The 24,944-nt window shown below is 74.0% G+C and carries 25 protein-coding genes, 1 pseudogene and 1 riboswitch; of the genes and pseudogenes, 10 read left to right on the forward strand and 16 right to left on the reverse strand.

Going from position 1 to position 24,944, the window contains the following annotated elements:
* Positions 1 to 101 precede the first annotated feature (101 nt).
* On the reverse strand, positions 102 to 929 hold the full coding sequence (locus tag Q6347_RS02900; protein ID WP_304606637.1) for a DUF4190 domain-containing protein: 828 nt from the start codon (positions 927 to 929) through the stop codon (positions 102 to 104).
* Between the two features lie 233 nt (positions 930 to 1,162).
* Between Q6347_RS02900 and purS the strand changes: the two genes are divergently transcribed.
* The 3 genes from purS to Q6347_RS02915 are packed head-to-tail and all read left to right on the forward strand — an operon-like array spanning position 1,163 to position 2,743.
* Positions 1,163 to 1,435, forward strand: coding sequence for a phosphoribosylformylglycinamidine synthase subunit PurS (gene purS, locus Q6347_RS02905; protein ID WP_304606638.1), 273 nt, complete (start codon positions 1,163 to 1,165; stop codon positions 1,433 to 1,435).
* Positions 1,435 to 2,166 carry a phosphoribosylformylglycinamidine synthase subunit PurQ gene (gene purQ, locus Q6347_RS02910; RefSeq protein WP_304602731.1) on the forward strand — a complete coding sequence of 244 codons (732 nt, stop codon included), beginning with the start codon at positions 1,435 to 1,437 and terminating at the stop codon, positions 2,164 to 2,166. Before purS ends, purQ begins: the two co-directional genes overlap by 1 nt.
* A 43-nt stretch (positions 2,167 to 2,209) precedes the next feature.
* On the forward strand, positions 2,210 to 2,743 hold the full coding sequence (locus Q6347_RS02915; RefSeq protein ID WP_304606639.1) for a GNAT family N-acetyltransferase: 534 nt from the start codon (positions 2,210 to 2,212) through the stop codon (positions 2,741 to 2,743).
* A gap of 12 nt (positions 2,744 to 2,755) precedes the next feature.
* Here the strand turns inward: Q6347_RS02915 and Q6347_RS02920 are convergent, their stop codons facing one another.
* The 3 genes from Q6347_RS02920 to Q6347_RS02930 are packed head-to-tail and all read right to left on the reverse strand — an operon-like array spanning position 2,756 to position 5,563.
* Positions 2,756 to 3,658: an LLM class flavin-dependent oxidoreductase gene (locus tag Q6347_RS02920; protein WP_304606640.1), complete on the reverse strand. Its 903-nt coding sequence runs from the start codon at positions 3,656 to 3,658 to the stop codon at positions 2,756 to 2,758.
* A gap of 45 nt (positions 3,659 to 3,703) precedes the next feature.
* Positions 3,704 to 4,480, reverse strand: coding sequence for an MBL fold metallo-hydrolase (locus tag Q6347_RS02925; RefSeq protein WP_304606641.1), 777 nt, complete (start codon positions 4,478 to 4,480; stop codon positions 3,704 to 3,706).
* A gap of 39 nt (positions 4,481 to 4,519) precedes the next feature.
* On the reverse strand, positions 4,520 to 5,563 hold the full coding sequence (locus tag Q6347_RS02930; protein ID WP_304606642.1) for an LLM class flavin-dependent oxidoreductase: 1,044 nt from the start codon (positions 5,561 to 5,563) through the stop codon (positions 4,520 to 4,522).
* A gap of 97 nt (positions 5,564 to 5,660) precedes the next feature.
* On the opposite strand from Q6347_RS02930, the gene Q6347_RS02935 reads away from it, so the two are divergent.
* On the forward strand, positions 5,661 to 6,767 hold the full coding sequence (locus tag Q6347_RS02935; RefSeq protein ID WP_304606643.1) for an aromatic acid exporter family protein: 1,107 nt from the start codon (positions 5,661 to 5,663) through the stop codon (positions 6,765 to 6,767).
* 9 nt (positions 6,768 to 6,776) lie between these two features.
* Here Q6347_RS02935 and Q6347_RS02940 read toward each other — a convergent pair whose 3' ends face one another.
* The 4 genes and pseudogenes from Q6347_RS02940 to Q6347_RS02960 form a co-directional block, all read right to left on the reverse strand.
* The gene (locus Q6347_RS02940) at positions 6,777 to 7,181 is read right to left on the reverse strand and encodes a RidA family protein (protein WP_304606644.1); all 405 of its coding nucleotides are present in this window, start codon (positions 7,179 to 7,181) and stop codon (positions 6,777 to 6,779) included.
* A gap of 90 nt (positions 7,182 to 7,271) precedes the next feature.
* Positions 7,272 to 7,927, reverse strand: a pseudogene (locus tag Q6347_RS02945) (DUF6226 family protein).
* Between the two features lie 150 nt (positions 7,928 to 8,077).
* Positions 8,078 to 9,349, reverse strand: a complete 1,272-nt coding sequence (locus Q6347_RS02955; protein ID WP_369810795.1) for an O-succinylhomoserine sulfhydrylase — start codon at positions 9,347 to 9,349, stop codon at positions 8,078 to 8,080.
* Positions 9,346 to 9,801, reverse strand: a complete 456-nt coding sequence (locus Q6347_RS02960) for a rhodanese-like domain-containing protein (protein ID WP_171246889.1) — start codon at positions 9,799 to 9,801, stop codon at positions 9,346 to 9,348. Before Q6347_RS02960 ends, Q6347_RS02955 begins: the two co-directional genes overlap by 4 nt.
* 296 nt (positions 9,802 to 10,097) lie before the next feature.
* Positions 10,098 to 10,213, forward strand: a riboswitch (SAM riboswitch).
* Between the two features lie 31 nt (positions 10,214 to 10,244).
* On the opposite strand from Q6347_RS02960, the gene Q6347_RS02965 reads away from it, so the two are divergent.
* Entirely contained in the window at positions 10,245 to 11,669 is a 1,425-nt protein-coding gene (locus tag Q6347_RS02965) for an aminotransferase class V-fold PLP-dependent enzyme (RefSeq protein ID WP_304606647.1), read from the forward strand.
* Positions 11,670 to 11,675: 6 nt separating this feature from the next.
* On the opposite strand, the gene Q6347_RS02970 is transcribed toward Q6347_RS02965, so the two are convergent.
* Entirely contained in the window at positions 11,676 to 13,124 is a 1,449-nt protein-coding gene (locus Q6347_RS02970; protein WP_304606648.1) for an amidase, read from the reverse strand.
* A 43-nt stretch (positions 13,125 to 13,167) separates the two neighbouring features.
* Here Q6347_RS02970 and Q6347_RS02975 point away from each other — a divergent pair, with 43 nt between their 5' ends.
* The 3 genes from Q6347_RS02975 to Q6347_RS02985 all read left to right on the forward strand — a co-directional run bounded on the left by Q6347_RS02975 (position 13,168) and on the right by Q6347_RS02985 (position 14,566).
* Positions 13,168 to 13,743 carry a hypothetical protein gene (locus tag Q6347_RS02975; RefSeq protein ID WP_304606649.1) on the forward strand — a complete coding sequence of 192 codons (576 nt, stop codon included), beginning with the start codon at positions 13,168 to 13,170 and terminating at the stop codon, positions 13,741 to 13,743.
* Positions 13,744 to 13,969: 226 nt separating this feature from the next.
* The gene (locus Q6347_RS02980) at positions 13,970 to 14,167 is read left to right on the forward strand and encodes a hypothetical protein (protein WP_304602720.1); all 198 of its coding nucleotides are present in this window, start codon (positions 13,970 to 13,972) and stop codon (positions 14,165 to 14,167) included.
* 21 nt (positions 14,168 to 14,188) lie between these two features.
* Entirely contained in the window at positions 14,189 to 14,566 is a 378-nt protein-coding gene (locus Q6347_RS02985; RefSeq protein WP_304606650.1) for a type II toxin-antitoxin system death-on-curing family toxin, read from the forward strand.
* 103 nt (positions 14,567 to 14,669) lie between these two features.
* Here Q6347_RS02985 and Q6347_RS02990 read toward each other — a convergent pair whose 3' ends face one another.
* From Q6347_RS02990 to Q6347_RS03000, 3 genes are read right to left on the reverse strand one after another with little or no spacing between them, the layout of a single operon-like run.
* Positions 14,670 to 15,680: a MaoC/PaaZ C-terminal domain-containing protein gene (locus tag Q6347_RS02990; RefSeq protein ID WP_304606651.1), complete on the reverse strand. Its 1,011-nt coding sequence runs from the start codon at positions 15,678 to 15,680 to the stop codon at positions 14,670 to 14,672.
* Complete coding sequence (locus Q6347_RS02995; RefSeq protein WP_304606652.1) at positions 15,677 to 17,029, reverse strand: 3-oxoacyl-ACP reductase; 1,353 nt, start codon at positions 17,027 to 17,029, stop codon at positions 15,677 to 15,679. The genes Q6347_RS02990 and Q6347_RS02995 overlap by 4 nt, the downstream gene beginning before the upstream one ends.
* 17 nt (positions 17,030 to 17,046) lie before the next feature.
* Positions 17,047 to 18,390 (reverse strand): acetyl-CoA C-acetyltransferase, encoded by a 1,344-nt coding sequence (locus tag Q6347_RS03000; protein WP_304602716.1) that lies wholly within the window; start codon positions 18,388 to 18,390, stop codon positions 17,047 to 17,049.
* 179 nt (positions 18,391 to 18,569) lie between these two features.
* Here Q6347_RS03000 and Q6347_RS03005 point away from each other — a divergent pair, with 179 nt between their 5' ends.
* Positions 18,570 to 19,187: a TetR/AcrR family transcriptional regulator gene (locus Q6347_RS03005; protein WP_304606653.1), complete on the forward strand. Its 618-nt coding sequence runs from the start codon at positions 18,570 to 18,572 to the stop codon at positions 19,185 to 19,187.
* Positions 19,187 to 21,283, forward strand: a complete 2,097-nt coding sequence (locus Q6347_RS03010) for an acyl-CoA dehydrogenase (RefSeq protein WP_171246880.1) — start codon at positions 19,187 to 19,189, stop codon at positions 21,281 to 21,283. The genes Q6347_RS03005 and Q6347_RS03010 overlap by 1 nt, the downstream gene beginning before the upstream one ends.
* A 60-nt stretch (positions 21,284 to 21,343) precedes the next feature.
* Here the strand turns inward: Q6347_RS03010 and Q6347_RS03015 are convergent, their stop codons facing one another.
* From Q6347_RS03015 to Q6347_RS03030, 4 genes are all read right to left on the reverse strand, one after another.
* Entirely contained in the window at positions 21,344 to 21,649 is a 306-nt protein-coding gene (locus Q6347_RS03015) for a hypothetical protein (RefSeq protein WP_304606654.1), read from the reverse strand.
* Positions 21,650 to 21,789: 140 nt separating this feature from the next.
* Positions 21,790 to 22,299, reverse strand: coding sequence for a hypothetical protein (locus tag Q6347_RS03020; RefSeq protein WP_304606655.1), 510 nt, complete (start codon positions 22,297 to 22,299; stop codon positions 21,790 to 21,792).
* Between the two features lie 120 nt (positions 22,300 to 22,419).
* Complete coding sequence (crtI, locus tag Q6347_RS03025; protein ID WP_304606656.1) at positions 22,420 to 24,033, reverse strand: phytoene desaturase family protein; 1,614 nt, start codon at positions 24,031 to 24,033, stop codon at positions 22,420 to 22,422.
* Positions 24,030 to 24,929 (reverse strand): squalene/phytoene synthase family protein, encoded by a 900-nt coding sequence (locus Q6347_RS03030; protein WP_171246876.1) that lies wholly within the window; start codon positions 24,927 to 24,929, stop codon positions 24,030 to 24,032. Before Q6347_RS03030 ends, crtI begins: the two co-directional genes overlap by 4 nt.
* Positions 24,930 to 24,944: the final 15 nt, after the last annotated feature.

Genomic DNA, 24,944 nt, shown 5'->3' on the forward strand with positions numbered 1-24,944 from the left:
CGTCCGGATCCACCGTTCTCCCGGAGGGCCGACGCCTTCTGCGTCAGGTGACGCACAGCGCCGGGTGAATTCGGCCGGTTCGACGAGGAGGCGCCGGGAGCTCAGATCCCGGAGCCGGCGACCGTCCCCTCGAGCGGGCTGCCGTCCATCGTCACGGCCTCGCAGAAGACCTCTCGGTCCCCGGACGTCGACATCTCCTCGGTCGGGTAGTAGTAGAAGAAGTCGAGGCTGGAGTCCATGTAGTCGGTGCCGACGTACTCGGTGAAGGCGCTCAGGCAGAACTCCTCGGTCTCCTTGATCACCTGCTGCTCACCGGGGAACTCCTCGCCGGCCAGCTCCTGGACGCCGAACACCTCGGAGTGGTGCGGGGACGTGCAGTCGACGGCCTCGAGCGGGGGGTCCTCGAAGCAGTCGCCGACGGTGATCTCCGTGCTCGACGCCTCGGCGAGTCCCGGGTCCGTGCCGGCGGAGTCCTCGAGCCCGAGGTCCGTGCCGGTCGACTCCTCGTAGCCCTCCTCGAAGCCCTCCGCGAAGGCCTCCTGGAAGTCGTCGTTCGTGAAGAGGGCGGAGAACAGCAGGATGATCGCGGCCCACGCGACGGTGGACAGCGCGCCGAGAACGATGCCGGCGATCGCGAACCCCTTGCCGGACCTGCCGGACGTCCTGATGCGGACCAGCGCGGCGATGCCGAGGCCGAGCGGGATGATCGTCATCTGCAGGATCCCGGTCACCAGCGCGGCGATCGCCAGCCCGTCCGTCCCGGGGCGGGTCGGCGGTACCCCGTACGGCTGAGCGGGCACGTCGGCGGTGTCCGGCAGCACGGTCGTCGGTGCGTCCGGCGTGGACGGCTCGCTCTCGGTCGGCGGCGCGGACGCGTCCGGTGCGGTGGTGGTCGGGGGTGCGTACGGGTCCTGCGGCGGGTTGGTCACGGTTTCTCCCTTTTGGCTGTGGATGACCTGGACGGTAGCGGGGGACGACCACCCCTGTCTGCACCCGACCGGACGATGGTCCGGGGTCCGTGGCCGGCCGGGGCCCGCGGCTCCGCTCGACGGGTAGACTGACGCCCGGAATCCTGCCGCCGTGCTCCCGCCCGTCACCTGCCGCCGTGCTGCGTGCCGGGATCCCGGAGCGGCGGCCCAGCCGAGCGCCTGAGGAGCCCGCCGTGGGACGCGTCGTCGTCGAGGTCATGCCCAAGCCCGAGATCCTGGACCCCCAGGGCAAGGCCGTCGTCGGGGCGCTGCCGCGCCTCGGCTTCACCCAGTTCACCGGTGCCCGACAGGGCAAGCGGTTCGAGCTCGAGGTCGAGGGCGACGTCACGCCCGAGGTGCTCGACGCCGCGCGCGAAGCAGCCGAGACGCTGCTGTCGAACCCGGTCATCGAGGACGTCGTCCGGGTCGCGGACGCCTCCGCCGAGGCGGCCGAGGTGTCGGCCTGATGAGCGCGGGCACCGTCGACACGACGCTGGACGAGGCACGCATCGGCGTCATCACCTTCCCCGGCACCCTGGACGACCGCGACGCGGCCCGCGCCGTGCGCCTCGCCGGCGGCGAGCCGGTCTCGCTGTTCCACGCCGACGGCGACCTGCAGGGCGTCGACGCCGTCGTCCTGCCCGGGGGGTTCTCCTACGGGGACTACCTGCGGGCGGGCGCGATCAGCCGCTTCGCCCCGGCCATGGACGCGCTCGTGGACGCCGCGAAGGGCGGCATGCCGGTCCTGGGCATCTGCAACGGCTTCCAGATCCTCACCGAGGCCCACCTGCTGCCCGGCTCGATGATCAAGAACGAGCACCTGCACTTCGTCTGCCGCGAGCAGGTGCTCGCCGTGGAGAACGCGGACACCGCGTGGACCCACCGGTACGAGGCGGGGCAGCACATCACGATCCCGCTGAAGAACCAGGACGGCCAGTTCGTCGCCGACGAGCGCACCCTCGACGAGCTCGAGGGGGAGGGCCGCGTCGCCTTCCGCTACGTCGGCTGGAACCCGAACGGCTCCCGCCGCGACATCGCGGGCATCACGAACGCCGCGGGGAACGTCGTGGGGCTCATGCCGCACCCGGAGCACGCGGTCGAGGCGGGGTTCGGCCCCGACGGTCCGGACGGGCCGCGCTCCGGCACGGACGGCCTGGGCTTCTTCACCTCGGTCCTGGCCTCGCTCGTCCACGCGTGATCCCGACGGCCCGTCCGCCTCGACAGCGAGAAAGGGTGGCGCCATGAGTGTCGACCTGCAGCGGCCCGCAGGCACCGGACCGGGTGGCGGCGCCGTCGAGGTCGTCCGGGTCCCGTGGGAGGACGCCGACGCCGTGACGCTGCGCGCCGAGGCCGTGGCCGAGCTCGGCCGCCGCTACGGCGGGGACGACGACGCCCACGAGGTCATCGACCCGGGGACGGTCGTCGCCACCTTCCTCGTCCGCGTCGACGGGGTCCCGGCCGCGTGCGGGAGCGTCCGCGACGTGTCCGCCACCGACGACGGCCGCGGTCGGGGCACGGTGCACCCCGCGGCGACCGGTGAGCTGAAGCGTGTGTTCGTCCTGCCCGAGCACCGGGGGCGCGGGCTGGCCCGCCTGCTGATGGCCGAGCTGGAGCGCGTCGCCCGGCAGGCCGGGTTCCGGCGGTTCGTGCTCGAGACCGGCACCGCGCAGCCGGAGGCCATCGGCCTGTACACCGCGCTCGGGTACGAGCCGATCGAGTCGTACGGCAAGTACGCCGGCTACGACGACCAGCGCAGCTTCGGCAAGCACCTCTGACCAGGGTCGGCGTCACCACGCGCCGACCGAACGGCCCGCTCGGTCGGCGATCCGCGGCCTGACCTCCCGCCCGAGGAACGCCGCCAGCTCGGCGAGGTCGGGCTCGTCCGCGGTCGGCTGGATCGCGACAGCCGTCGCACCGGCGTCGGCCAGCGCCCGGACGCCCGCGGCGATCTCGTCGGCGCCCCCGGCCGCCCCGATCCCGCGCTGCGGGTCGGCTCCCCACCTCGGCAGCTCCGCCGCCAGTCGTTCCCGAGCCCGCGCCCCGGTCGCGACGACGAGGGTCGCGTGCACGTCCGGGAGCTCACGCCCGACGGCGGACGCGCCCTCCCGCGCCGTGGCGACGGCGTCGCGCACGTCGTCCGGGGTCAACGCGTTGGCCAGGGTCAGGCCGTCGGCCAGCTCGCCGGTCAGCGCCAGCGTGCGCGGGCCGACCCCGCCCGTCCACAGGGGCACCGGCGTCGTCGGCGGCCACTCCAGGCGGACGGCGTCCAGGTGCACGTAGCGGCCCGACGTCGTGACCTCCTCGCCGTCCAGCAGCGCGCGCAGGGTCGTGACGTGCTCGCGCAGCAGCGTCAGGGGTGAGTCGACGCGCACCCCGGACTGCGCCATCCAGGACTGCACCCCGTGCCCGACGGCGGGGACGAACCGGCCCGGGAACGTCCGTGCCAGCGTGGCGATCTCCATCGCGGTGATCGCGGTGCTGCGCAGCGGGACCGGCAGGAGGCCGATCCCGACCCGGATCCGGTCGGTCCACGCCAGGGCCGCGGACGCCGAGGCCAGGCCGCTCTGCTTGAAGCAGTCCTCCCACACCCACAGGTCGTCCAGCCCCGCGTCCTCGGCCGCGGTGGCCACGGTGCGCAGCGTCTCCGGGGCGTGCGTGGGGACGTGGGCGATGCCGAGACGGACGGTCATGCCGCCATCATGCCGTCGTCGGGGCCCGCGCGCCCCGGTGCGCCGTCAGCTCCCGTGCCGCAGGTAGGCGAGCTGAGCCGCCACCGACTGCCGGGCGGCCGGCAGCACCGACGGGTCGACGTCGGCGTAGACGTGGGCCACGACGTCGTCCACGCCGGCGTCGGGGCCCAGGGCGGCCAGGGCCGCGCGCACCTGGTCGAGGCGCTCGAGGCGGTGCGCCCGGTAGGCGCGGACGGTGTCACCGAGGTCGGCGATCTCCGGCCCGTGCGCGGGGACCCCGAGCCGGCCGTCCCCGACCCGCTCCAGCAGGTCGAGGGAGGCGAGGTAGTCCTGCAACGAGCCGTCGGGCTCGGCGATGACGGTCGTGCCGCGCCCCAGGACGGTGTCGCCGGTGAGCACCACGGGGTCCTCGCCCGGTGCCGTGACCGTGAAGGACACCGAGTCCGCCGTGTGCCCCGGGGTGGCGAGCACGTCGATGCGCAGCCCGGCGGCCTCGACGACCTCGCCGTCGGCGAGCGGTTCGCCGCCGTGGCAGTGCCGCCGGTCGGCGGCCCGCACCGGGGCTCCCGTCCGCGTCCGCAGCCCGGCCGATCCGGCCGTGTGGTCGGCGTGGCGGTGCGTGATCAGCACGAGGTCCACGGGCCCGGCGGCCGCGAGGGCGTCGAGGTGCGCGGCGTCGTCCGGCCCCGGGTCCACCACGACGCACGAGGACGCACCGGGGGCGCGCAGCACGACCGACCGGGTCCCGTCGAGCGTCATCGGGCCGGGGTTGTCGGCGCGCAGCACGCCGACCGACGGGGTGAGGGGGCGCAGGTCGGGCACGGTCCTTGCTCCTTCGGTCGTCGCGGTGATCCTCGCACGTCAGCCGGCGAGCAGCTCCAGCGTCTGCACCCGGCCGGGGGTCGCGTCCAGCGGTTCGGAGGCGTAGCTGCCGGCCACCGGGACGATCATCACCTCGTCGACCCCGTGCCGCGCCGCCAGGCGGGCGACCTCGGCCCGGGCCTCGTCCGGCGTGCCGACGAGCCAGCGCGACCGCATGTCCTCGACCATCTGCTCGCCGAGGCCGTCCAGCGGGGCGGTCAGCGCCTCCTCGACCGTCTCGGCGGTGCCCATCGGCCGACCGGTGCGCAGCCGGGCCATCGCCCGGAGCTGCGGCAGCGCGCGCTCGCGGGCCTCCTCGACCGTCGGGGCGACGACGGCGTTCAGGGTGAGGAAGGTCCGCGGTCGCGGCTGGGTCTCGCTGGGGCGGTACCCGTCGCGGTAGAGCGCGAGTACCTGGTCGATCCCGGCACCGGAGAAGTGGTTCGCGAACACGTACGGCAGCCCGAGCTCCGCGGCCAGACGCGCCGAGTAGTCCGAGGAGCCGAGCAGCCACAGCGTGGGCGTCGTCGTCGCGGCGGGCGTGGCGTTGACGTCGTAGGTCTGGCCGTCCGTGAGCCGCAACCGGGCGCCGTCGGGCTCCATGAGGGCCAGGATGTTGCGCAGGTGCTCCGGGAACCGGTCGACGTCCGACGTCGGCCCGGAGGATCGCAGCAGGGCGGTCACGACGGGGTCGCTGCCCGGGGCACGCCCGATCCCGAGGTCGATGCGGCCGGGGGCGAGCGCCTCGAGCGCGGCGAACTGCTCGGCGACGACGAGCGGGGCGTGGTTCGGCAGCATCACACCGCCGGACCCGACGCGGATGCGTTCGGTGCGTGCGGCCGCGGCAGCGATCATCACCGGCGGTGTGGAGGCCGCGACGGCGGGCATGTTGTGGTGCTCGGCGAACCAGTAGCGGGTCAGGCCCAGTGCGTCGGCCCGGCGGACCAGCGTCATCGAGGACTCGAGCGCCTGCGCGCTCGACTGCCCGGTGCGCACGGGGACGAGGTCGAGGACCGAGAGGGAGGGGGCGGGGACGTCGTTCATCGCCCGGGACAACCCACCGCCCCGACCTGCGTATTCCGGCGAGCGGATGCGCTCCTGACGTTCTGTGGCGAGGATCGCTCGGGACGAGAGGGGTCCGATGGTCGAGAAGCGGGTCGCCGGGGTCGCCCAGGCGATGTACTGGGCATGGCTGCGCCATCCACGCTGGTCCATCGCGGCGCGCGGCGCGCTCGCGGCCGGGGTGGCGTGGGTCGTGGGGATCTACGTGCCGCACCCGCTGGGGGACTTCCCCTACTACGCGCCGCTCGGTGCCATCATCGCGACGACGAGCACGCTGGTGCGGTCCGTCAAGGACTCCTATCGCGTCACCGTCGCCGTCCTGCTCGGTGCCGGGATCGCCCGCTTGGCCCAAGAGTTCCTCCCGGTCGGCCCGTTCTCGATCGCGCTGGTCATCGGCGTCGCGCTGCTGTGCGCCGGGTGGAAGTTCTTCGGCGACCAGGGGAGCTGGGTGGCGAACTCCGCCCTGTTCGTGCTCATCCTCGGCAACGCCGACGCGCTGTCGTTCGTGGGCTCGTTCGCGGGACTGGTGGCTCTCGGCGCCCTGGTGGGGATCGGGCTGAACCTGCTGCTGCCGCCCTTGCCGCTGACCCCCACGGAGAACGCGCTGGACGGGTTGAGCGCGCTGCTCGCCGGGCAGGTCGAGGACCTGGCGGAGTCGCTGGAGGAGTCCAGCGACGTGGACGCCGAGGACTGGGAACGCCGGCGCGTCGCGATCCAGCCGGTGCTCGAGGAGACCCGGGTGTCGGTGCGGGAGAGCCGTGATGCCGCGAAGGCCGGGCGCCACCCTCGGGTCCGCCGGTATCGGCGGTGGACCGAGGGGCAGGACGCCCGGGCCCAGGAGCTGGAGACGGTCGCGGCGTCCGTCGACGTCGTCGTGACGCTGCTGGTGGACACGGCCGAACCGGTGCGCCTGCCCGAGGACCTGTGCGAACCGCTCGTCGGAGTGCTGCGCTCACTCGCCGGGGTGCTCCGCGCCGACGCCTGGGGAGAGGACCGCGACCAGCTCGTCGACGCGCTGCGCGAGCAGGTCCGCGACTTCCGCCGGGGTGTGGTCGAGCGCTCCAGCGACCCCGGCGAGGGGCTCGTGGTGGGCTCGGTCGCGGTCGCCCTGCGCCGTGCGGCCGACGCGTTCGCGAGCACCCGCCCGGACGCCGAGGAGGAGATGGTCCGGGGCGAGACGGAATGACGTCCGTCGTCATCCGTGTGCGACGGCGACCGCCTCGACCTCGCAGAGCTGGTCCGGGTAGCCGAGCACCGTGACGCCCAGCAGGGTGCTGGGCACGTCGTGGTCGCCGAACGCCGCCCGGACGACGTCCCAGACCGCCACCAGGTCGGACCGGTCGGTGGAGGCCACGAGCACCCGCGTGCTGACGACGTCCTCGATGCCGGCGCCGGCGTCGGCGAGCGCCTGACGGAGGTTCGCCACGACCTGGTGCGCCTGTGCCACCGGGTCCCCGGGCGCGACGGTCCGGCCGTCGGCGTCCAGCGGGCAGGCGCCGGCCAGATGGACCAGCCGGGTGCCGGCCGGCACGACGGAGGCGTAGGCGTAGTCGACCTCCGCGGTGAGCACGTCCGAGCGGACGAGCCGGACCCGGCTCACGAGGCCACCGCCGTCGGACCCGTCAGCACGATCAGGTCCTCGCCGTCGACGGAGGTGGCGGTGCGGGTCGTGAGGCTCACGGCCGGGAGTCTACGGCGCGGTGTCGCCGTCCCGACGAGTCCAGGGCTGCCAGCGGCCGTCCGGCAGTGCGCGGAGGCGGCGGCGCGAGCGGCGGACCTCCGCGAGGGGGAGGCGACGCCGCTCCCGGCCTCCCCGGTGCCCGACGGCGTGCCCGATCCAGACGTCCCGGGCGCCCGGCCAGGTGCGGCGCACCCGCTCGTGCAGCGAGCCCGCCGCGACGCCGAGCACCAGCTCCTCGAGGTCGTCGGCGCCGTCCTCGATGGCCTCGTCGCAGGCGTCGCAGGCGCAGCCGGGAAACGTCTCGAGGTGCTCCAGCCCGGCGAGCACGAACACCCCCGGCAGGTCGCTCCAGACGATCGTCAGAGGAGCGCCGTCGTCGTGAGCAGGGCGGAGGTGGACGCTGCGCTGCGGTTCGTCGACCGCCCGGGCGTCCGGGGCGGGGGTGTCGTCAACGGTGACCTCGACGTCGTAAGTCGCCGTCAGGTGCTCGACCAAGGCGTCGGCGACCGTGTGCAGCGGGCGAAGCGCTCGGGGTGGGCGCAGACGGAGTAGGTGTCCTCCGGCGGTCCGGCCCGGTCGGTCCACCGCGCGCCATAGGGGATCGGTGCCCCGGCATCGTCGCGGAACACCACGGCCGGCAGCGCGGGGCGGACGTAGGTGGACACGCCCCGACCCTAGCGAGCCCTCCTCCCGTCCCACCTGGCATTTCTCGCTCCGCTTCCGCCGCGACCATGCCCTCGCGACGGTCGAACAGGTCTTCCCGGCCCGTCCCGGTGCCGGTCCGGGCCGCAAAGGCATGCTCGGCGGTGCGGGGGTCAGGCCTGCAGCGCCTGGGCGACGTCGTCGACGATATCCAGCGGGTCCTCGAGCCCGACGGACAGCCGCACCGTGGTCTCGTGGATACCGACGGCCGCGCGGCCCTCGGCACCGAGCCGCCGGTGCGTCGTCGTGGCCGGGTGCGTCACCAGGGACTTGGCGTCCCCGAGGTTGTTCGAGATGTCGACGATCTGCAGCGCGTCCAGGAAACGGAACGTCCGCTGCTTCGCCTGCTCCGGGGTGGCGTCGTCGGGCACCGCGAGGTCGAACGTGACCACGGTGCCGCCCCCGGTCTGCTGGGCCTTCGCCAGCTCGTGCTGCGGGTGGGAGGCCAGGAACGGGTAGCGCACGCCGGTGACGCCGTCGGCGGACTCGAGGTACTCGGCGAGCTGCAGCGCGCTCGCGTTCTGCGCGCGCACCCGCACGTCGAGGGTCTCCAGCCCCTTGAGCAGCACCCAGGCGTTGAACGGGCTGAGCGACGGCCCCGTGTGCCGCAGGAACGTCTCGACCGGTCCGGACAGGAACTCCCGGGGGCCGAGGATGGCCCCGCCGAGCACCCGGCCCTGGCCGTCGACGTGCTTGGTCGCCGAGTAGACGACGATGTCGGCGCCCAGCTCGAGCGGCCGTTGCAGGACCGGGGTGGCGAACACGTTGTCGACCACGACGACGGCACCCGCGGCGTGGGCGAGCTCGCACACGCGCCGCACGTCGACGAGCTCCTGCATGGGGTTCGACGGTGTCTCGAAGAAGACGACGTCGGCGGGGGTGGCCAGGGCCTCCTCCCACTGCGACGTCACGTGCCCGTCGACCAGGTCGACCTGCACGTCCCACTTGGCGAGGATCTCGTCGTAGATGACGTTCGTGGAGCCGAACAGGGCACGGGCCGAGACGATCCGCGACCCGCTGCGCACCAGGGCGGCCAGCGTGGTGAACACCGCGGACATCCCGGTGGCGGTGGCGTAGCAGGCCTCGGCCCCCTCGATGAGGCGCAGGCGTTCCTCGAAGGTGCGCACCGTCGGGTTGCCGTACCGGGAGTACACGAACCGGGAGTGGTCGCCGGCGAACGCTGCCTCGGCGTCGGCGGCGGAGTCGTAGGTGTAGCCCTGGGTGAGGAACATCGCCTCGGACGTCTCGGAGAAGTCCGAGCGGCGGTGGCCGCCGCGGACCGCGAGGGTGGCGGGACGTGCGGTCGGGGGCAGGGGCGCGTGGCCGGCGCCGCCGTACGGCTCGGGGTTCGGGCCGGGACCGGTGGGGATCTCGGTGCGGGTCACCGGGTCGGCTCGGCGTAGGCGGTGTGCGGCAGCTCGCGGACCTTCCACCCGGCCTGGTCGCGGGCGCCGAACGGGCCCACCGGCCCCTCGAAACCCTCGAGCACGTTGTAGGCGGGGCCGTAGCCCGCCGACGTCGCCAGGCGGGCGGCGCCGATGGAGCGCTGCCCGGAGCGGCACAGGAACACCACGGGCTGGTCGGTGGGCACGCCGGCGGCCTCGAGCTCGGCGAGGAATCCCGGATTGGGTCGGCCGTCGCCGGTGACCCACTGCGTGAAGACGGTGGCCTTGTCCAGCGAGGCGACGTCGGGCACCCCGATCGTGCGCCACTCGCCTTCGGTGCGGACGTCGACCAGGACGGCGCCGGGTTCGGCGGCGAGCAGGTCCCACGCCTGCTGCGGGGTCAGGTCGCCGGCGTAGCCCTGCGCGGGTCGGGGTTCGATCGGTGCGGTCACGGCACTCCTCCCATCGGTCGTGGCGGTAGCACCCGCGCCCGGTCCCGGGCTCGCTCGTCGCGGTCGACGACGGCGGCCGGTCCCGCGGGGTTGCTGCGGCGTCGACGTGCCACGTCACTCGGCCGCTCGGGATGGTCCCTGCGATCGTACGCGACGGCGTCCATGAAGCGGGACGTCGGTCTCGCTTGGTGGACGCCACACCGCGCCCCGGGCCTGCTCGACCGCGAGACGACCACATCGCGAGACCATCTGACCATCTGTTGACACCCCGGCGTCGATCCGTGAACCTGGCACCAGGTCAAGAGCGCCAGCGCCAAGCCCCGGCTCGCTGGCCGGCAACCCTCCCCTCGCGGCGGGGTGCCCCGGGTGACGACCAGGCACGGCGCCGACCGGCGTCGGGCAAGCGCGGGGAGACGGCTCCCCGGGACACCGAGGAGGACGCCATGACCACGATCGCCGAGAGCCCCGCCTGTCCGCAGGCCGACCGGGTCGACGTGCTGACGCCGGTGCTGCCCGTCCTCGGGCACGACACCCCCGCCCCGCTGGTCGACGGACGGCGAGTGCCGTACGCCAACCTCGACGTCGCCGCCTCGGCGCCCGCGCTGCAGGCCGTGGGCGACCGCGTCACCCGCACCCTGCCGCTCTACGCCTCCGTGCACCGCGGTGCCGGTTACCTCTCCCAGGTCTCCACCACGCTGTACGAGTCCGCCCGCGCCACCATCGGCGAGTTCGTCGGTGCCCGCCCGGACGACCTCACCCTGCTGGTGCGCCACACCACCGACGCGCTCAACCTGCTGGCCGGGTGCGTCCCCGCTGCCGACGGGAGCCCGGGCCGGGTGCTCGTCCTCGACGTCGAGCACCACGCGAACCTCCTGCCGTGGCAGCGCGCGACCGACGCCACGGTCCTCACCGGTCGCGGCACGGTCGCCGCCACGCTGGCGGCGGTCCGGGACGAGCTCGCCGCCGGGGCGTCCGCGGGGCGCGGTTACGCCCTGCTGGCCGTCACCGGGGCCTCCAACGTCACCGGCGAGACGTTGCCGGTCGCCGACGTCGTCGCCGCCGCGCACGGCGCCGGCGCCCGGGTGGTGCTGGACGGCGCCCAGCTCGTGCCGCACCGCCGCTTCTCGCTGGCGCAGACCGGGGTCGACTACGTCGCCTTCTCCGGCCACAAGGCCTACGCGCCGTTCGGTGCCGGCGCCCTGGTCGGCCGCCGCGACTGGCTGGACGCCGGCACGCCCTACCTCGCCGGCGGCGGCGCGGTGCGCAGCGTGCGCGTGGACGGGACGGACTGGCACGACGGCCCGGCCCGCCACGAGGCCGGCTCGCCGAACGTGCTCGGTGCGGTGGCGCTCGCCGCCGCCTGCGAGACGCTCGCCGCCGTCGACACCGTGGCCCTGCGCGAGCACGAGGACGCGCTGCGGGCCCGGCTGGTCGACGGGCTGGAGGCGATCGACGGCGTCGAGGTCATCCGGCTGTGGCCCGACGCCCCCGACACGGTCGGCGTCGTGACGTTCACGGTGTCCGGCTACGAGCCGGGTCACGTCGCCGCCTACCTGTCCGCCGAGCACGGCATCGGCGTGCGGGACGGTCGCTTCTGCGCGCACCCGTTGCTCACCCGGCTCGGGTACCGCGCCGGGGCCGTCCGCGCGTCCGTCGGCGCCGGCACGGCGGGCGAGGAGGTCGAGCGGCTCGTGGCCGCCGTGGCCGCGCTCGTCGCCGACGGGCCGCGGGCCGACTACGCCGTCGTCGACGGGTTGTGGGTCGTCGTGGACGACCCGCGTCCGGTGCCCGAGGGGTCCGGGCTGGACGGCCTGCTCGCCACGGCCGGCCCCGGCGGTGACGAGGCGTTCGCCTGCGTCCCCGACTGACCGGCCTCACCAGACGGGCGGGTGCCTCTCCGGCCAGCGCAGCACGTCCTCGAGCTGGGCGGCGAGCGCCAGCAGCGTGACCTCGCCGCCGGGACGGCCGATGATCTGCACCCCCATGGGCAGCCCTTCCGCCGTCCAGTGCGTCGGCACGGTGATCGCGGGCAGCCCGGCCACGTTGAGCCACGACGTGAACGGCGTGTACTGGCACTGCTGGGCGAAGTTGTGGTCCGGGTCGGCGGCGTCGAACCAGCCGATCGGCCGCGGCGTCATCGCCAGGGCGGGAGTGACGACGGCGTCCAGGTCGCCCATCCCGGCGATGAGGGTCCGCTCGAACCGGGTCAGCGTCGCCAGGGCCTCGGCGAGCTCGCGGGCCGGCACCTGCCGGCCGCGGCGGATCAGCCATGCCGTCAGCGGCTCGAGCTGGTCCAGCACCGCGTCGTCGTCGATCGGTACCGCCGACGCGCCGCCCATCCACAGGCTGCGGAAGGCGTCGCCGTACTCCGGGACCGGGTCCCAGGTGTGCTCCTCGACGCCGTGCCCGAGACCCGCCAGCGCCCGGACGCCCGCGTCGAGGGCCGCCCGTGCCTCCGGCGCCACGGTGACGTCGTAGTAGTCGTCCCAGGCGTTCCAGGTGGTGACCCCCACCCGGAACCGGTCGCCGTCGTCGTCCCGCCCGGGGACCTCGCCGCGCAGCGCGGCCGCGAGGTATGACCCCGCGTGCGCGGCCGGGGTGCGCAGCGTGAACCGGTGGTCGACGTGGCCGTCCGGGGTGCGGCGCAGCATCCCCTCGAGCAGCAGCGCCGTGTCCGCCGTCGTCCGGGCGATCGGTCCGTTGACCACGAGGCCGCCGAGGGCCTCGATCCCGGACCCCGCGGGCAGCAGGCCGCGCGAGGGTTTGAGACCCACGACGCCGCAGGCGGCGGCCGGGATCCGCACGGACCCCCCGCCGTCGGACCCCGGGGCGAAGGGCAGCAGGCCCGCGGCCACCGCGACCGCCGCCCCGCCGCTGGAGCCGCCGGCGCCGCGCGCGAGGTCCCACGGGTTGCGTGCCACCGGCCCCGCCAGCGGCTCGGTGTAGGCGGGAAACCCCAGCTCGGGCGTCGCGGTCTTGCCCAGGCTGACGATCCCGGCGGCGTCGAGGTCCAGGACCACGTCGTCGGACTCCTCGGGCACGAAGCCCTCCATGGCGCGCGTGCCGAAGCCGGTCGGCACTCCCGCCCGGTTCCACAGGTCCTTGTCGGCGGTCGGCATCCCCCACAGGGGCCCCGACGGCGGACCCAGCTGCGTCGCGCGCTCCCGAGCCCTCTCGGGGGTGACGCGGGCGAACGCGCCCAGCTCGTCGTTGCGTGCCGCGATCCGGGCCAGGAAGTGGTCGGTCACCTCGCCCGGGGTCAGCTCACCGGCGCGCAGCCGGTCGCGGAGCTCCAGGGCGGTCTGCTCGTGCAGGGCGTCCATGGCCCGACCCTACGCCGGGACGCCCTGCGCTACTCTCCGCCGCATGAGACCGCTGCAGATCGTCGTCGGGGGCCTGGTCATCGTCGTTCTCGACCTGCGTTTCGACGGGTTCGACGTCGTCGTCGACCTGATCGGCTGGATCCTGATGGTGAAGGCGTTGCGGCTCCTCGCGGTCCGCGACCGGGCCTTTTCGGTCGCCGCCGTCGGTGCGGTGCTCGGCGGCCTCGGGTCGATCGTCCAGCTCGTCCCCGGCCTGACGGTCGGGGACGGCGTCCTCTCCGTGCTCGGGGCGGTCGAGACGCTCGCGCTCACGGTGGTGGTCGTGGCCACCTGCACGGGGATCATCCACGTGCTGGCTGCTGAACCGCGGGTGGTCCGGCACGCCCGGATCCTGCGGGCGCTCGACGTGGCGTTCACGGTGATCGCTCTGGGCCTCGGATCGAGCCCCCTGCTGTTCTCGGCCGGCTCGGTGCCGGGGGCCGCCGTCGGGCCCGTCGGCGCGGGTGTGGTGCTGCTCCTCGCCGCGCTGGGGTTCGCCGTCCTGATCTGGTTCCTGGTCTTCCTGTGGCGGCTCCGGGACCGTCTCGAGCTGCGGGAGCAGGAGCTGGTCCTCGCGTGACCCCGACGTCGTGGAACCCGACCGGCCTGTCCGTCACCCGCGACTGCCTGCTCGACGCCTTGAACGCGCTGGCCGATGAGCATCCCACTACGTAGGGGGGCGAGCCATCCCCTGCGGTGGTATCACTGTGGTACCACTCGTGTGGTACCGTCGTGGTACCGCATCACCCAACGCGGACGCCACCGGGGGCGCAAACACCCGGAGCACCCTGGCAAGGAGGAACCCCATGGCTCGCACGACCCGGCTCAGCCCCGAGGGGGAGCAGGCGGTCAAGCGCATCGCGACCTCCGAGGGAATCTCGGAGAACGCCGCGATCGACCGGGCACTCATTGAGTACGACACGAAGCGCGCGACCCTCCGCGACCAGCTCATCGCGAAGATCGTCAAGGAGGACAGCGGGCTTCTCGACCGCCTGGCGAAGTAGCGCCAGGAGAACGGACAGACCGTGAACGTGATCTACGTCGACGAGACAGACCTGCTCGCCGCCGCCACCGCGTTCCTCGGGCACCCGCCCGAGGTCCGCGACATGGGCCTACTGTCCTCGGCGTGCGCCCGCCCTCGAGCGGGCATGTACGGCACGGAGGCGTACCCCGGCATCCACCAGAAGGCCGCTGCCCTCCTGATGAGCCTGGTGAAGAACCACAGCCTCATCGACGGCAACAAGCGGCTCGGGTGGGTAGGCGTGAGGCTGTTCTACCTCTACAACGGGCACGACCTCCGCATGCGCGAGGACGACGCCTACGACCTCGTCATGTCGATCGCGGACGGCACGCAGGCCGATCTGCCCAAGGTCGCACGCATCCTGTCCGACCACACGAACTAGGCCGGCCGGCGGGCGCCCGCCAACGGGCGCCCGCCGAGCAGCGCCACGCCCCCGGCACCAGCGTCCGGCGTAGCCCTACCGACGCGGCGGACGCCCCGGGGGTTCAGAGCGGGACGATCTCGCCGGAGAAGTGCCGCAGCCCCTTGCGGGCGTTCCATCCCACGTAGGAGAACCCGGCCCCGTCGCCCTCCTCGGGCGTGATCGCCACGTCCACGGTGGCGGGCAGCAGCACGGGCTTGGCGAACTCCACGGTCCACCGGTACGCGTCCCCGCGCCCGGGGCCGACGTCGGCCAGCGCCCGCGCCGCGGAGTACATCCCGTGCGCGATCGCCCGCGGGAAGCCGAACGCCTTGGCCGACAGCGCCGACATGTGGATGGGGTTGCGGTCCCCGGACACCGCCGCGTAGGCACGGCCGGTCTCCGGCCCCAGCACCCACCGGCCGGTGGGCAGGGGCGGTGTCCACTCCCCGCGCGGCCGGTCGGCCTCCGACGCGCCGTCGCCGTCCTCGAGGAAGTACCCCTTGGCCAGGTGCGTCGAGACACCGCGCCACACGGGCGGCTCCGTCTCGTCGCCGGCGTCGCGGCGGACCTCGGCGACGAGGTCCACCTGCACCCCGCGCCGGTGCGGACGCAGGTTCTCCGCCCACGCCCGCACCTCGAGGACGTCGCCGACCGTGACCGGCCCGCGCAGCTCGACCCGGTTCGCCAGGTGCACCATGCCGAGCAGGGGCAGCGGGAAGTCGTTGCGCACCATGATCCCGGTCGTCAGTGGGAAGGTGAGCACGTGCAGGTAGCCGGCCGGCATCGTGTTGCCCACCGGCTCGTGCACCAGCCGCTGGTAGTCGTGCAGGTGGCGCTCGAGGTCGTCGGTGCGCACCCCACCGACGCGGTAGGCCACGTCGGGCAGGGTGAGGTCCCCGTCCGAGGCGTCCGCCCGGGTCTCCGATCCGCGGGCCTCCCCGATGCCCGGGATCGACGGCAGCGCGCGGCCGGCCGCGATCAGGCCCGAGGCGGCCGCGCCCCGCGCGTAGAGCCCGCCGAGTCCGGGGAGGCTCGGCTGGGTCTCGACGCGCAGCTCGCGGCCGTCGGCCGTGCGCGGGGGCGCCGCCGTCACTGGCCCACCATGTGCTGTCCGCACACCCGCAGGACCTGACCGTTGACGCCGGCCGTCGCGGGCCAGGCCAGGAAGGCGACGGCCTCGGCGACGTCCACCGGCTCGCCGCCCTGGGAGAGCGTCGGCAGCAGCCGTGCCACGGACCGCGTGGCGAACGGGATCGACGCCGTCATGTCGGTCTCGATGAACCCGGGGGCGACCGCGTTCGCGGTGCCGCCGTGCTCGGCGAGCAGCGGTGCCGTGGCCCGGGTGTGCCCGATGACGCCGGCCTTGGAGAAGGCGTAGTTCGTCTGGCCCTTGTTCCCGGCGATGCCCGAGGTGGAGGCCAGCGACACGACGTGCAGGTTCTCCAGGCCGGCCTGGACCAACGTCTCGTTGATCTGCAGCTGGGCCTCGAGGTTGACCGCGATCACCGCGTCCCACTGCGCCGGCTTCATGTTGGCGAGCAGCTTGTCGCGCAGGATGCCGGCGTTGTGGACGACGATGTCGAGCCCGCCGTGGCGCTCGCGGGCGTGCAGCAGGATCCGCCGGCCGGCGTCGGGCGCCGTGACGTCGAGCTGCAGGGCGGTGCCGCCGACCGCGTTCGCGGTACGGGCCAGCCCCTCGCCGGCGGCCGGGACGTCGACGCACACGACGGTCGCGCCGTCACGCGCGAGCGTGCGGGCGATCGCTGCGCCGATGCCACGGGCGGCGCCGGTGACGACGGCGACCTTCCCGGCCAGCGGACGGTCCGTGGTCAGGTCCGCGGCGGGTGCTCCGGCCTTCGTCGGGCCGACCCGCAGGAGCTGGCCGTCGACGTAGGCGCTCTTCGCGGAGAGGAAGAACCGCAGCGTGGCCAGCACGGACGTCTGGTCGACCGCGGCGTCGTCGGTGAGCACGATCCCGTTGCCGGTGGCGCCGCCGCGCAGCTCCTTGGCGAGCGAGCGCAGGAACCCGTCGACGGCGTTCCGGGCCGCCGACAGCGCCGGGGCGTCGCCCTCGGCGGCAGCCCGCGAGACGGTGACGACCCGGCCGTTGCCGGCCAGCCGTCGCAGCACGGACCCGGTGGCCAGCACGGCCTCGGAGGCGTCGCCGGGGCGGGCCGTCTCGGTCAGGACGAGGACGACGGCGCCGAACCGGACGTCGTCGCCGGGGTCGCGCCGCACGTCGAGGTCCCAGCCGAGCAACGTCTGGGCCAGGGCGTCCGCGTCGGCCTTCGACGCACCGTCGGACACGACGAGGACGGGGCCCACGGTGAGCGGCTCACCGGCACGGTAGCGGCGCAGGAGCGCGGGACGCGGCAGCCCCAGCTTCGTGGCGAGGGTCTTCGTGAACCCGGAGTTCACGGCCTGGGTGTAGCGGTCGGTCACGGGGTCTCCTTCCGGGTTCAGGCGGACTCGAGGACGGCGGTGGCACCGAGGCCGCCGGCGGCGCACACGGACACGAGGGCTCGTGCTGGCTTGCCGGTCTCGGCGGCCTTCTCGGCCACGAGCTTGGCGGCGGTGGCGACGATCCGCCCGCCGGTCGCGGCGAAGGGGTGGCCGGCGGCGAGCGAGGAGCCGCGCACGTTGAGCTTGCTGCGGTCCACGGTGCCGAGCGCGCCGGACAGGCCGAGCTCGTTCTTGCCGTAGTCGGCGTCCTCCCAGGCGGCCAGGGTGGTGAGCACCGTGGAGGCGAAGGCCTCGTGGATCTCGAAGAAGTCGAAGTCCTCGAGGGTCAGGCCGTTGCGGGCCAGCAGGCGCGGCACGGCGTGCACGGGGGCCATCAGCAGACCCTCGCGGCCGTGCACGAAGTCGACGGCGGCGGTCTCGGCGTCGACGAACCGCGCGAGCACCGGCAGGTCGTGGGACTCGGCCCACTCCCGCGAGCCGAGCAGCACGGTCGAGGCGCCGTCGGTCAGCGGGGTGGAGTTGCCGGCGGTCATCGTGGCCGGGGTCTCCAGCGAGCGGCCGAAGACGGGCTTGAGACCGGCGAGCTTCTCCGCCGAGCTGTCGGGGCGCATGTTGTCGTCCCGGGACAGGCCTCGGAACGGGGTGACCAGGTCGTCGAAGAACCCGGAGTCCCAGGCCTCGGCGAGGTGGTGGTGGCTGGCCAGGGCGATCTCGTCCTGGGCCTCGCGGCTGATGCCCCAGCGGGCGGTCGTGATCGCCTGGTGCTCACCCATGGACAGGCCGGTGCGCGGCTCGTCGGTGGCGGGGGTGAGCGGCTTGAGGTCGGCGGGGCGGATCCGGGCGAGCGCCTTGGCGCGCGCCTGCCAGGTCTTGGCGTGCCCGGCCTCCAGCAGGGCGCGGCGCAGCCCCTCGCTGACGGCGACCGGTGCGTCGGAGATCGTGTCGGCACCGCCGGCGATCCCGGAGTCGACCTGACCCAGGCGGATCTTGTTGGCGATGGTGATCGTCGCCTCGAGCCCGGTGGCGCAGGCCTGCTGCAGGTCGTACGCGGGCGTGTTCGGGGAGAGCGACGAGCCCAGCACCGACTCGCGGATGAGGTTGAAGTCGCGGGAGTGCTTCAGCACGGCTCCGCCGACGACCTCGCCGAGGCGTTCGCCCTGCAGACCGTAGCGGGCGACGAGGCCCTCGAGGGCGGCGGTGAACATCTCCTGGTTGGAGGCGTCGGCGTACTTCTTCCCGGCACGGGCGAAGGGGATGCGGTTGGCGCCGACGACGACGGCGTCGCGCGGGGCCTGTGCCGAACCGGCGGACTGGGCTCGGGCGGTCTGGCGAGTGGCCACTGTGTGCTTCCTTACACTCGACGGTTTCAAGTAGTACTCACAGTACCTGATACTCTCAGTCCCGTGAGACGAGTCACAGGGGGTGACCGATGACGGTCGCGACGAACGGACGTGCCACCCGGCCGGACGGACGGTCGACCCGATGGGACGATCATCGTGCCCAGCGGCGGACCTCGCTCGTGCGTGAGGCCCGCCGGGCGATCCACGAGATCGGCCCCGGCGCGTCGATGGACGAGATCGCCGCGATGGCCGGCACGTCGAAGTCGATCTACTACCGCTACTTCGACGACAAGGCCGGCCTGCGCCTCGCCGTGGCCGAGTCCGTGGTCAAGGGGATGCACCGCCTGCTCGCGGAGGCCGCCGCGGAGGCGCCGACGCCGCACGCCGCCCTGCGTGCCATGGTGCGCACCTACCTGCAGACCATCGAGAGCTCGCCCCAGGTCTACTGGTTCGTCACCCGGACCGCGCTCGGGGGCAACGAGCCCGACGACGGCACCGCCCGCCCCGAGGCGCTGGGTGCCTACCTCGACTCGGTCATCACCCTGGTCGCCGAGCCCTTCGCCCGGGCCGTCCACGTCCCCCCGACCACGGCGGCCGCCTGGGCCGCCGGTGCCGTCGGCTTCGTCCGCGGTGCGGGGGAGTGGTGGCTCGGACACACCCGCGCCGACGGTCAGACCCGCGACGACCTGACCGACCAGGTCACGACCTGGCTCTGGAACGGGCCCGTCGGCGTGCTCCACCACGACGCCACCGGCGGCGCCGAGCCGTCCCGCCACCTCGAGAAGCAGGAGTCCTGATGACGACGACGTCCGACCAGTCCCCGGCCACCCTCCCCGACCGCGACCGCACCTCCGCGCCTCGTGACGAGGACGTGCGCCTCGACGTCGAGGCGGTCTCCGAGCTGCTGCTGGGCCGGTGGCCCGAGTGGCGGCGGCAGGCGCGCGAGCGCGCCGGCGACCCCCAGTTCCACAAGGACGAGTCCCTGACCCCGGCCGAGCACCGCGAGCGTGTGCTCGCGCAGATGCGCGTCATGGTCGAGGGCGGCAACAAGCTGTCGTGGCTCGCCTTCCCGGAGCGGATGGGCGGCCTGGACCAGCCCGGCGCCAACCTCGCCTGCTTCTCCGAGCTGGTCGCGGCCGACCCGTCGCTGCAGATCAAGTCCGGTGTCCAGTGGGGTCTGTTCTCCGCGGCGATCCTGCACCTGGGCACCCCGGAGCAGCAGGACCGGCTGCTGCCGGACGCCATGGACCTCACGGTGCCCGGGGCCTTCGCGATGACCGAGACCGGTCACGGCTCCGACGTGGCGGCCATCGGCACGACGGCCACCTACGACCCGGAGACCCAGGAGTTCGTCATCGACACCCCGTTCCGCGGGGCGTGGAAGGACTACCTCGGCAACGCGGCCCTGCACGCCACGGCCGCGACGGTGTTCGCCCAGCTGATCACGAACGGTGTGAACCACGGCGTGCACTGCTTCTACGTGCCGATCCGTGACCCGAAGACCCAGGAGTTCCTGCCCGGGGTCGGCGGGGAGGACGACGGCCTCAAGGGCGGCCTGCGCGGTATCGACAACGGTCGGCTGCACTTCTCGGGCGTGCGCGTGCCGCGCGAGGACCTGCTCGCCCGCTACGGCTCGGTGGCGCCCGACGGCACCTACAGCTCGCCGATCGAGAGCCCGGGCCGCCGCTTCTTCACGATGCTCGGGTCCCTGGTCCAGGGCCGTGTCTCGCTGGACGGCTCCGCGGTCAACGCGGCCAAGATCGGTCTCGCGATCGCGGTGAAGTACGCCGCCGAGCGGCGTCAGTTCGCGGGTGCCGGCGCCGAGGAGACCGTGCTGCTCGACTACGCCACGCACCGTCGTCGGCTGTTCCCCGCCATCGCGGAGGCGTACGCGGGCCACTTCGCCAACGAGCGGCTGCTCGACCTGTTCGACGACGTCTTCTCGGGCGAGCACGACACCCCCGAGCGGCGCGAGGACCTCGAGACGACGGCGGCCGCCCTGAAGTCGACCTCCACCCGGTTCGCGCTCGACACCCTGCAGGAGTGCCGCGAGGCCTGCGGCGGCGCCGGGTTCCTCACGGAGAACCGGATCACCTCCCTGCACGCCGACCTCGACGTCTACGCGACGTTCGAGGGGGACAACACCGTCCTGCAGCAGCTCGTGGCCCGTCGCCTCGTCGCCGACTACGGCCGCGAGGTCAAGGGCGCCACCAAGACGCCGGCCGGCATGGCACGGTTCGTGGTGGAGCGGGCCACCGGCGCGGCGCTGGACCGGACGGGGCTGCGCCGCGTCTCCCAGGCGATCGCCGACGTGGGCGACCCCCGCCGGGCCGCCGGTCACCTGCGGGACCCGGAGACCCAGCGCGAGCTGCTCGCCGACCGCGTGGCCACCATGGTCGAGGACGTCGCGATGGCGCTGCGGCCCGCCCAGAAGGCGGAGCCGGCCAAGGCGGCGCGCATCGTCGACGAGAACCAGGTGGCGCTGGTCGAGGCGGCCAAGGCGCACGCCGACCTGCTGCGCTGGGAGGCCTTCACCACGGCCCTGACGGAGATCAAGGACCCGGGCACCCGCCGGATCATGACCTGGGTGCGCGACGTCTTCGGCCTGACGGTCATCGAGCGGAACATGGCGTGGTACCTGCTCAACGGACGGCTGTCGGACCAGCGCGCCCGCACCGTCACCGCCTACGTCGACCGGCTGCTGCGTCGGCTGCGCCCGCACGCGGTCGACCTGGTGGACGGTTTCGGCTACGGCCAGGAGCACCTGCGGGCGAAGATCTCGTCCGGTGCCGAGGCCGAGCGGCAGTCCGAGGCCCGCGCGTACTACGCCGCGCAGCGGGCGAGCGGTGCCGCCCCGGTCAGCGAGAAGGCGCTGCGCAAGTCCTCGCGCTGAGCCGACCCGACGACGCGACGCCCCCGGTCACCAGGTGACCGGGGGCGTCGTCCGCTGAGGTCAGGCGGCGACCGCTGCGGGTTCCGCGACCTGCGCCTCGGGCACGATGCCCGTCGTCGCGACGGCGTCGGCCTCGTCGGCACTCTCCGTGGCGACCGGGTCGCGCAACGGGAGGCCCAGGGTGACGGTCGACGCACGAGCCGGCGCCCGCGGCGCCGGTGTCGTCACCGCGACCAGGGTGGCGCCGGCGATGCCGGCCCCCACCAGGAGGATCGCGACCACGGTCCAGCCGAGCGCGATCGTCGTACCGAGCAGGACACCGTCGCCCAGTGCGACGGCTCCGCCCGCGAGGAGCACCTTCTTCATCAGTTTCCGACCCTTCTCCGCGGTCCGCCTCAACCGCGTCACCACCAGCACACGTCATCCACGGCGAGGACGCATCCGCTGGAGGCGCCGATCGGGTCACAAGTCGATACCGACTGCGTGACGCCGACCTGCAGAAGAGGTCAGGGCCGGGGCAGGGCGTCCCCGAGGCCGGACCGGGCGGAGACCGAGAGGCTGTGACCGAGCAGCAGCGGTGAGGGTTCCGGCGCCGCGGCGCGCCGTGCCTGCTGGTGGACCTCGCCGCACATCCGCAGCGCCAGCTCGAGGCGGACCGGCACGGCACAGTCACCGCGGAGCCGCCCGCCGAGCGCAGGGTGCGGCATGAAGGTCAGCACCTCGTCCGCAGCGGGCACGACACCGTGCTCGGCGGCCTCCAGCACGAGGTCCTCGAGCAGGAGCTCCTGACGTCCCTCGGGGGAGTCCAGCTCGGCGGAGAGCTCGACGGCCGTGTGCCACCGCAGCTCGAGGGTCCCTTCGACGGTGTCGAGGAACCACCACCCCTCCAACGACTCCAGCAGGACGTCGCCGAAGACGGTGGCGAAGCGTGGGTTCTTGCCCCGGAGGCCGAGCCACGACCACGCCGCCAGCCCGTACTCGAAGGCTTCGGGGGCAAAGGGTCGAAGGTGTTCCACGCGCGCATCAAAACACGGTCTCCACTCCGGAGAAAGCGTGTCAACGAGTGAACAAGATGTGACCCGGTTCACGCCGGTGCGTCACTCGTGCCATGAGTTGTTCATGGCCCGGCAGATGGGTCAGGGAAGCGATCGTGCGACGTCCCCCGGGGAGGGGTCCAGCGGGCGCGCCGACGTGTTCCCCCGGAGCCGCTTGACCACGAGCTCGGCGCTGATCAGGCACATCGGCAGCCCGATGCCGGGGATCGTCGTGCCGCCGGCGTGCAGCAGCCCGGTCACGTGCCGCGACTGGTTCCCGGGCCGCAGCATCGCGCTCTGCGACAGCGTGTGCGCCGGGCCGAGCATCCCGCCCGACCAGGAGGCGAGGTCCGCCGCGAAGTCCCCGGGGCCGACGGTGCGGCGCACGGCGATCCGGTCCCGCAGGTCCGGGACGCCCGCCCAGGCGGCCACGCGGTCGATCGCGTCGTCGGCGATCGCCTCCACCTGCGGGTCCCCGGTGCCGTCCTCGCCGCCGCGCCCCAGCCCTGGGTCGGCCGGCACCGGGACGAGGAGGAACAGGTTCTCGTCGCCGGCGGGGGCGACCGTGTCGTCCGTGCGCGAGGGGGCGCACACGTACAGCGACGCCGGGTCCGGGACCCGGCCGTCCGCGATGGCCCCGAAGTTCTCGTGCCAGTCGGCGGTGAAGAACAGGGAGTGGTGCGCGAGCTCGGGGATCCGGCCACGGACACCGAGCATGACCAGCACGCCGCCGGGCCCGGGGTCACCGCGTCGCCACCGGCGCTCGGGCTGGCTGCGCAGCCGTGCGGGCAGCAGGTCCTGCTCGACGTGGTGCAGGTCCGCGGCGGTGACCACGACGTCCGCGGCGGAGTGGTGCTCCAGGCCGGAGGCGTCGCGCCAGCGCACGCCCGTCGTGTGCGCGCGGGGTCGGCGGGGACCGGGGACGCCGCCGCGCCCGCCGGGCCGTTCGCCGGCGGCCGTGGTGACCGCCGTCACGTGCGCACCGGTCCGGATCCGTGCGCCGGCGCGCTCGGACAGCCCGGCGACCGCGTCGATCAGGCGGGCGAACCCGCCGGCCGGGTAGCGGACGCCGCCGTCCAGGTCCAGGGCGCTCATCAGGTGGTACAGCGCGGGGGTGCGGTCCGGGGAGGACCCGAGGAACACCGCCGGGTAGCCGAGGACCTGCTGCAGGCGGACGTCCTCGAACCGCCGGCCCACGTGCGACTCGAGCGAGCGGGTGAGCAGCGGCAGGAGGCGGTGGGCGCGGGTGAGGACCCGACGGTCGGCCAGGGGCAGCCAGGAGGCGAAGGTCGTGTACAGGAAGTGGTCCAGCGCCATGTCGTAGGCCTCGTGGGCCTCGTCCAGGTACCGGTCCAGGCGCGCCCCGGCGCCGGGTTCGACGGCCTCGAAGGCAGCCAGGTTGGCGGCGCGGTCACGCCGCACGTCGAGCGGGTCCCGGTGCCCCTCGTGGAAGACCCGGTACGCCGGGTCCAGGGCGCGCAGGTCCAGCTCGGCCTCCGTCGAGCTGCCCATGAGGTCGAACCAGTGGTCGAAGACCTCGGGCATGAGGTACCACGAGGGACCCGTGTCGAACCGGAAGCCGTCGCGCTCCCACGACCCGGCGCGGCCGCCGAGCGTCTCGTGCCGCTCGAGCAGCTCGACCTCGTGCCCGTCCCGGGCGAGGAGCCCGGCGGTGGCGAGCCCGGCGATGCCGCCCCCGACGACGACGACCTTCACGCGACAGCCACCTTCCGGCGTTCACGGACCATGGCGGAGAGCACGAGCCGGCCCTTGACGGCGTCGGGCACCCGGACCCGGCGCGTGCGCAGCTCGTCCGCGGACGTGGCGCGCAGCCGGCGGGAGAGCTCGGCGAACAGGTCGTGGGCGGCGCGCACGGCGACGCGGCTCGACCGGGGCAGCTCGACGATCGTCGCCGAGGCCGTGGCGAGGTCGGCGTCGATGTCGTCGAGAAGGCGGTCGCGGACCGAGTCGTCGAAGTCGACGTCGTAGTCGGGGAAGTACGCGCGGCCCCGGTCGTCGAGGTCGTCGGCGAGGTCGCGCAGGAAGTTGACCTTCTGGAACGCCGCCCCGAGGCGGGCGGCACCGGGTGCGAGCCGGCCGTACGCGGCCTCGTCGCCGCCGGTGAAGACGCGCAGGCACATCAGCCCGACCACCTCGGCCGACCCGTAGACGTAGCGCGCGAAGCTGTCGGCGTCGTGCTCCCTCACCGTCAGGTCCGTGCGCATCGAGGCGAAGAACGGCGCCGTGAGGTCGGCGCCGATGCCGAACCTCCGTGCCGTGACGGCGAAGGCGTGCACCACCAGGTTGGTGCTGCGGCCGCGGCGCACGGCGGCGTCGACCTCGCGCTCGAGCTCGTCGAGCAGCGCCGCGCGCTCGTCCAGGCTCAGGGGTGCTGCCATGTCGTCGACGATCTCGTCGGCGACCCGGACCAGGGCGTAGACGGCACGCACGTGGTCGCGCACCTCGGGGCCCAGCAGCCGGCACGCCCACCCGAAGGACGTGGAGTACCGATCGATCACCACCGCGGCGCTGCGGTACGCGACGTCGTCGTAGGCGGAGTCGGCATCCTCGGCGGCGTCCGACGTGGGTTCGGTCAGTCCGTGGCCTGGCATGTGGCTAGCCTAGCA

It is taken from the genome of Isoptericola sp. b408 (genome assembly GCF_030588085.1).
GTDB lineage: Bacteria > Actinomycetota > Actinomycetes > Actinomycetales > Cellulomonadaceae > Isoptericola > Isoptericola sediminis.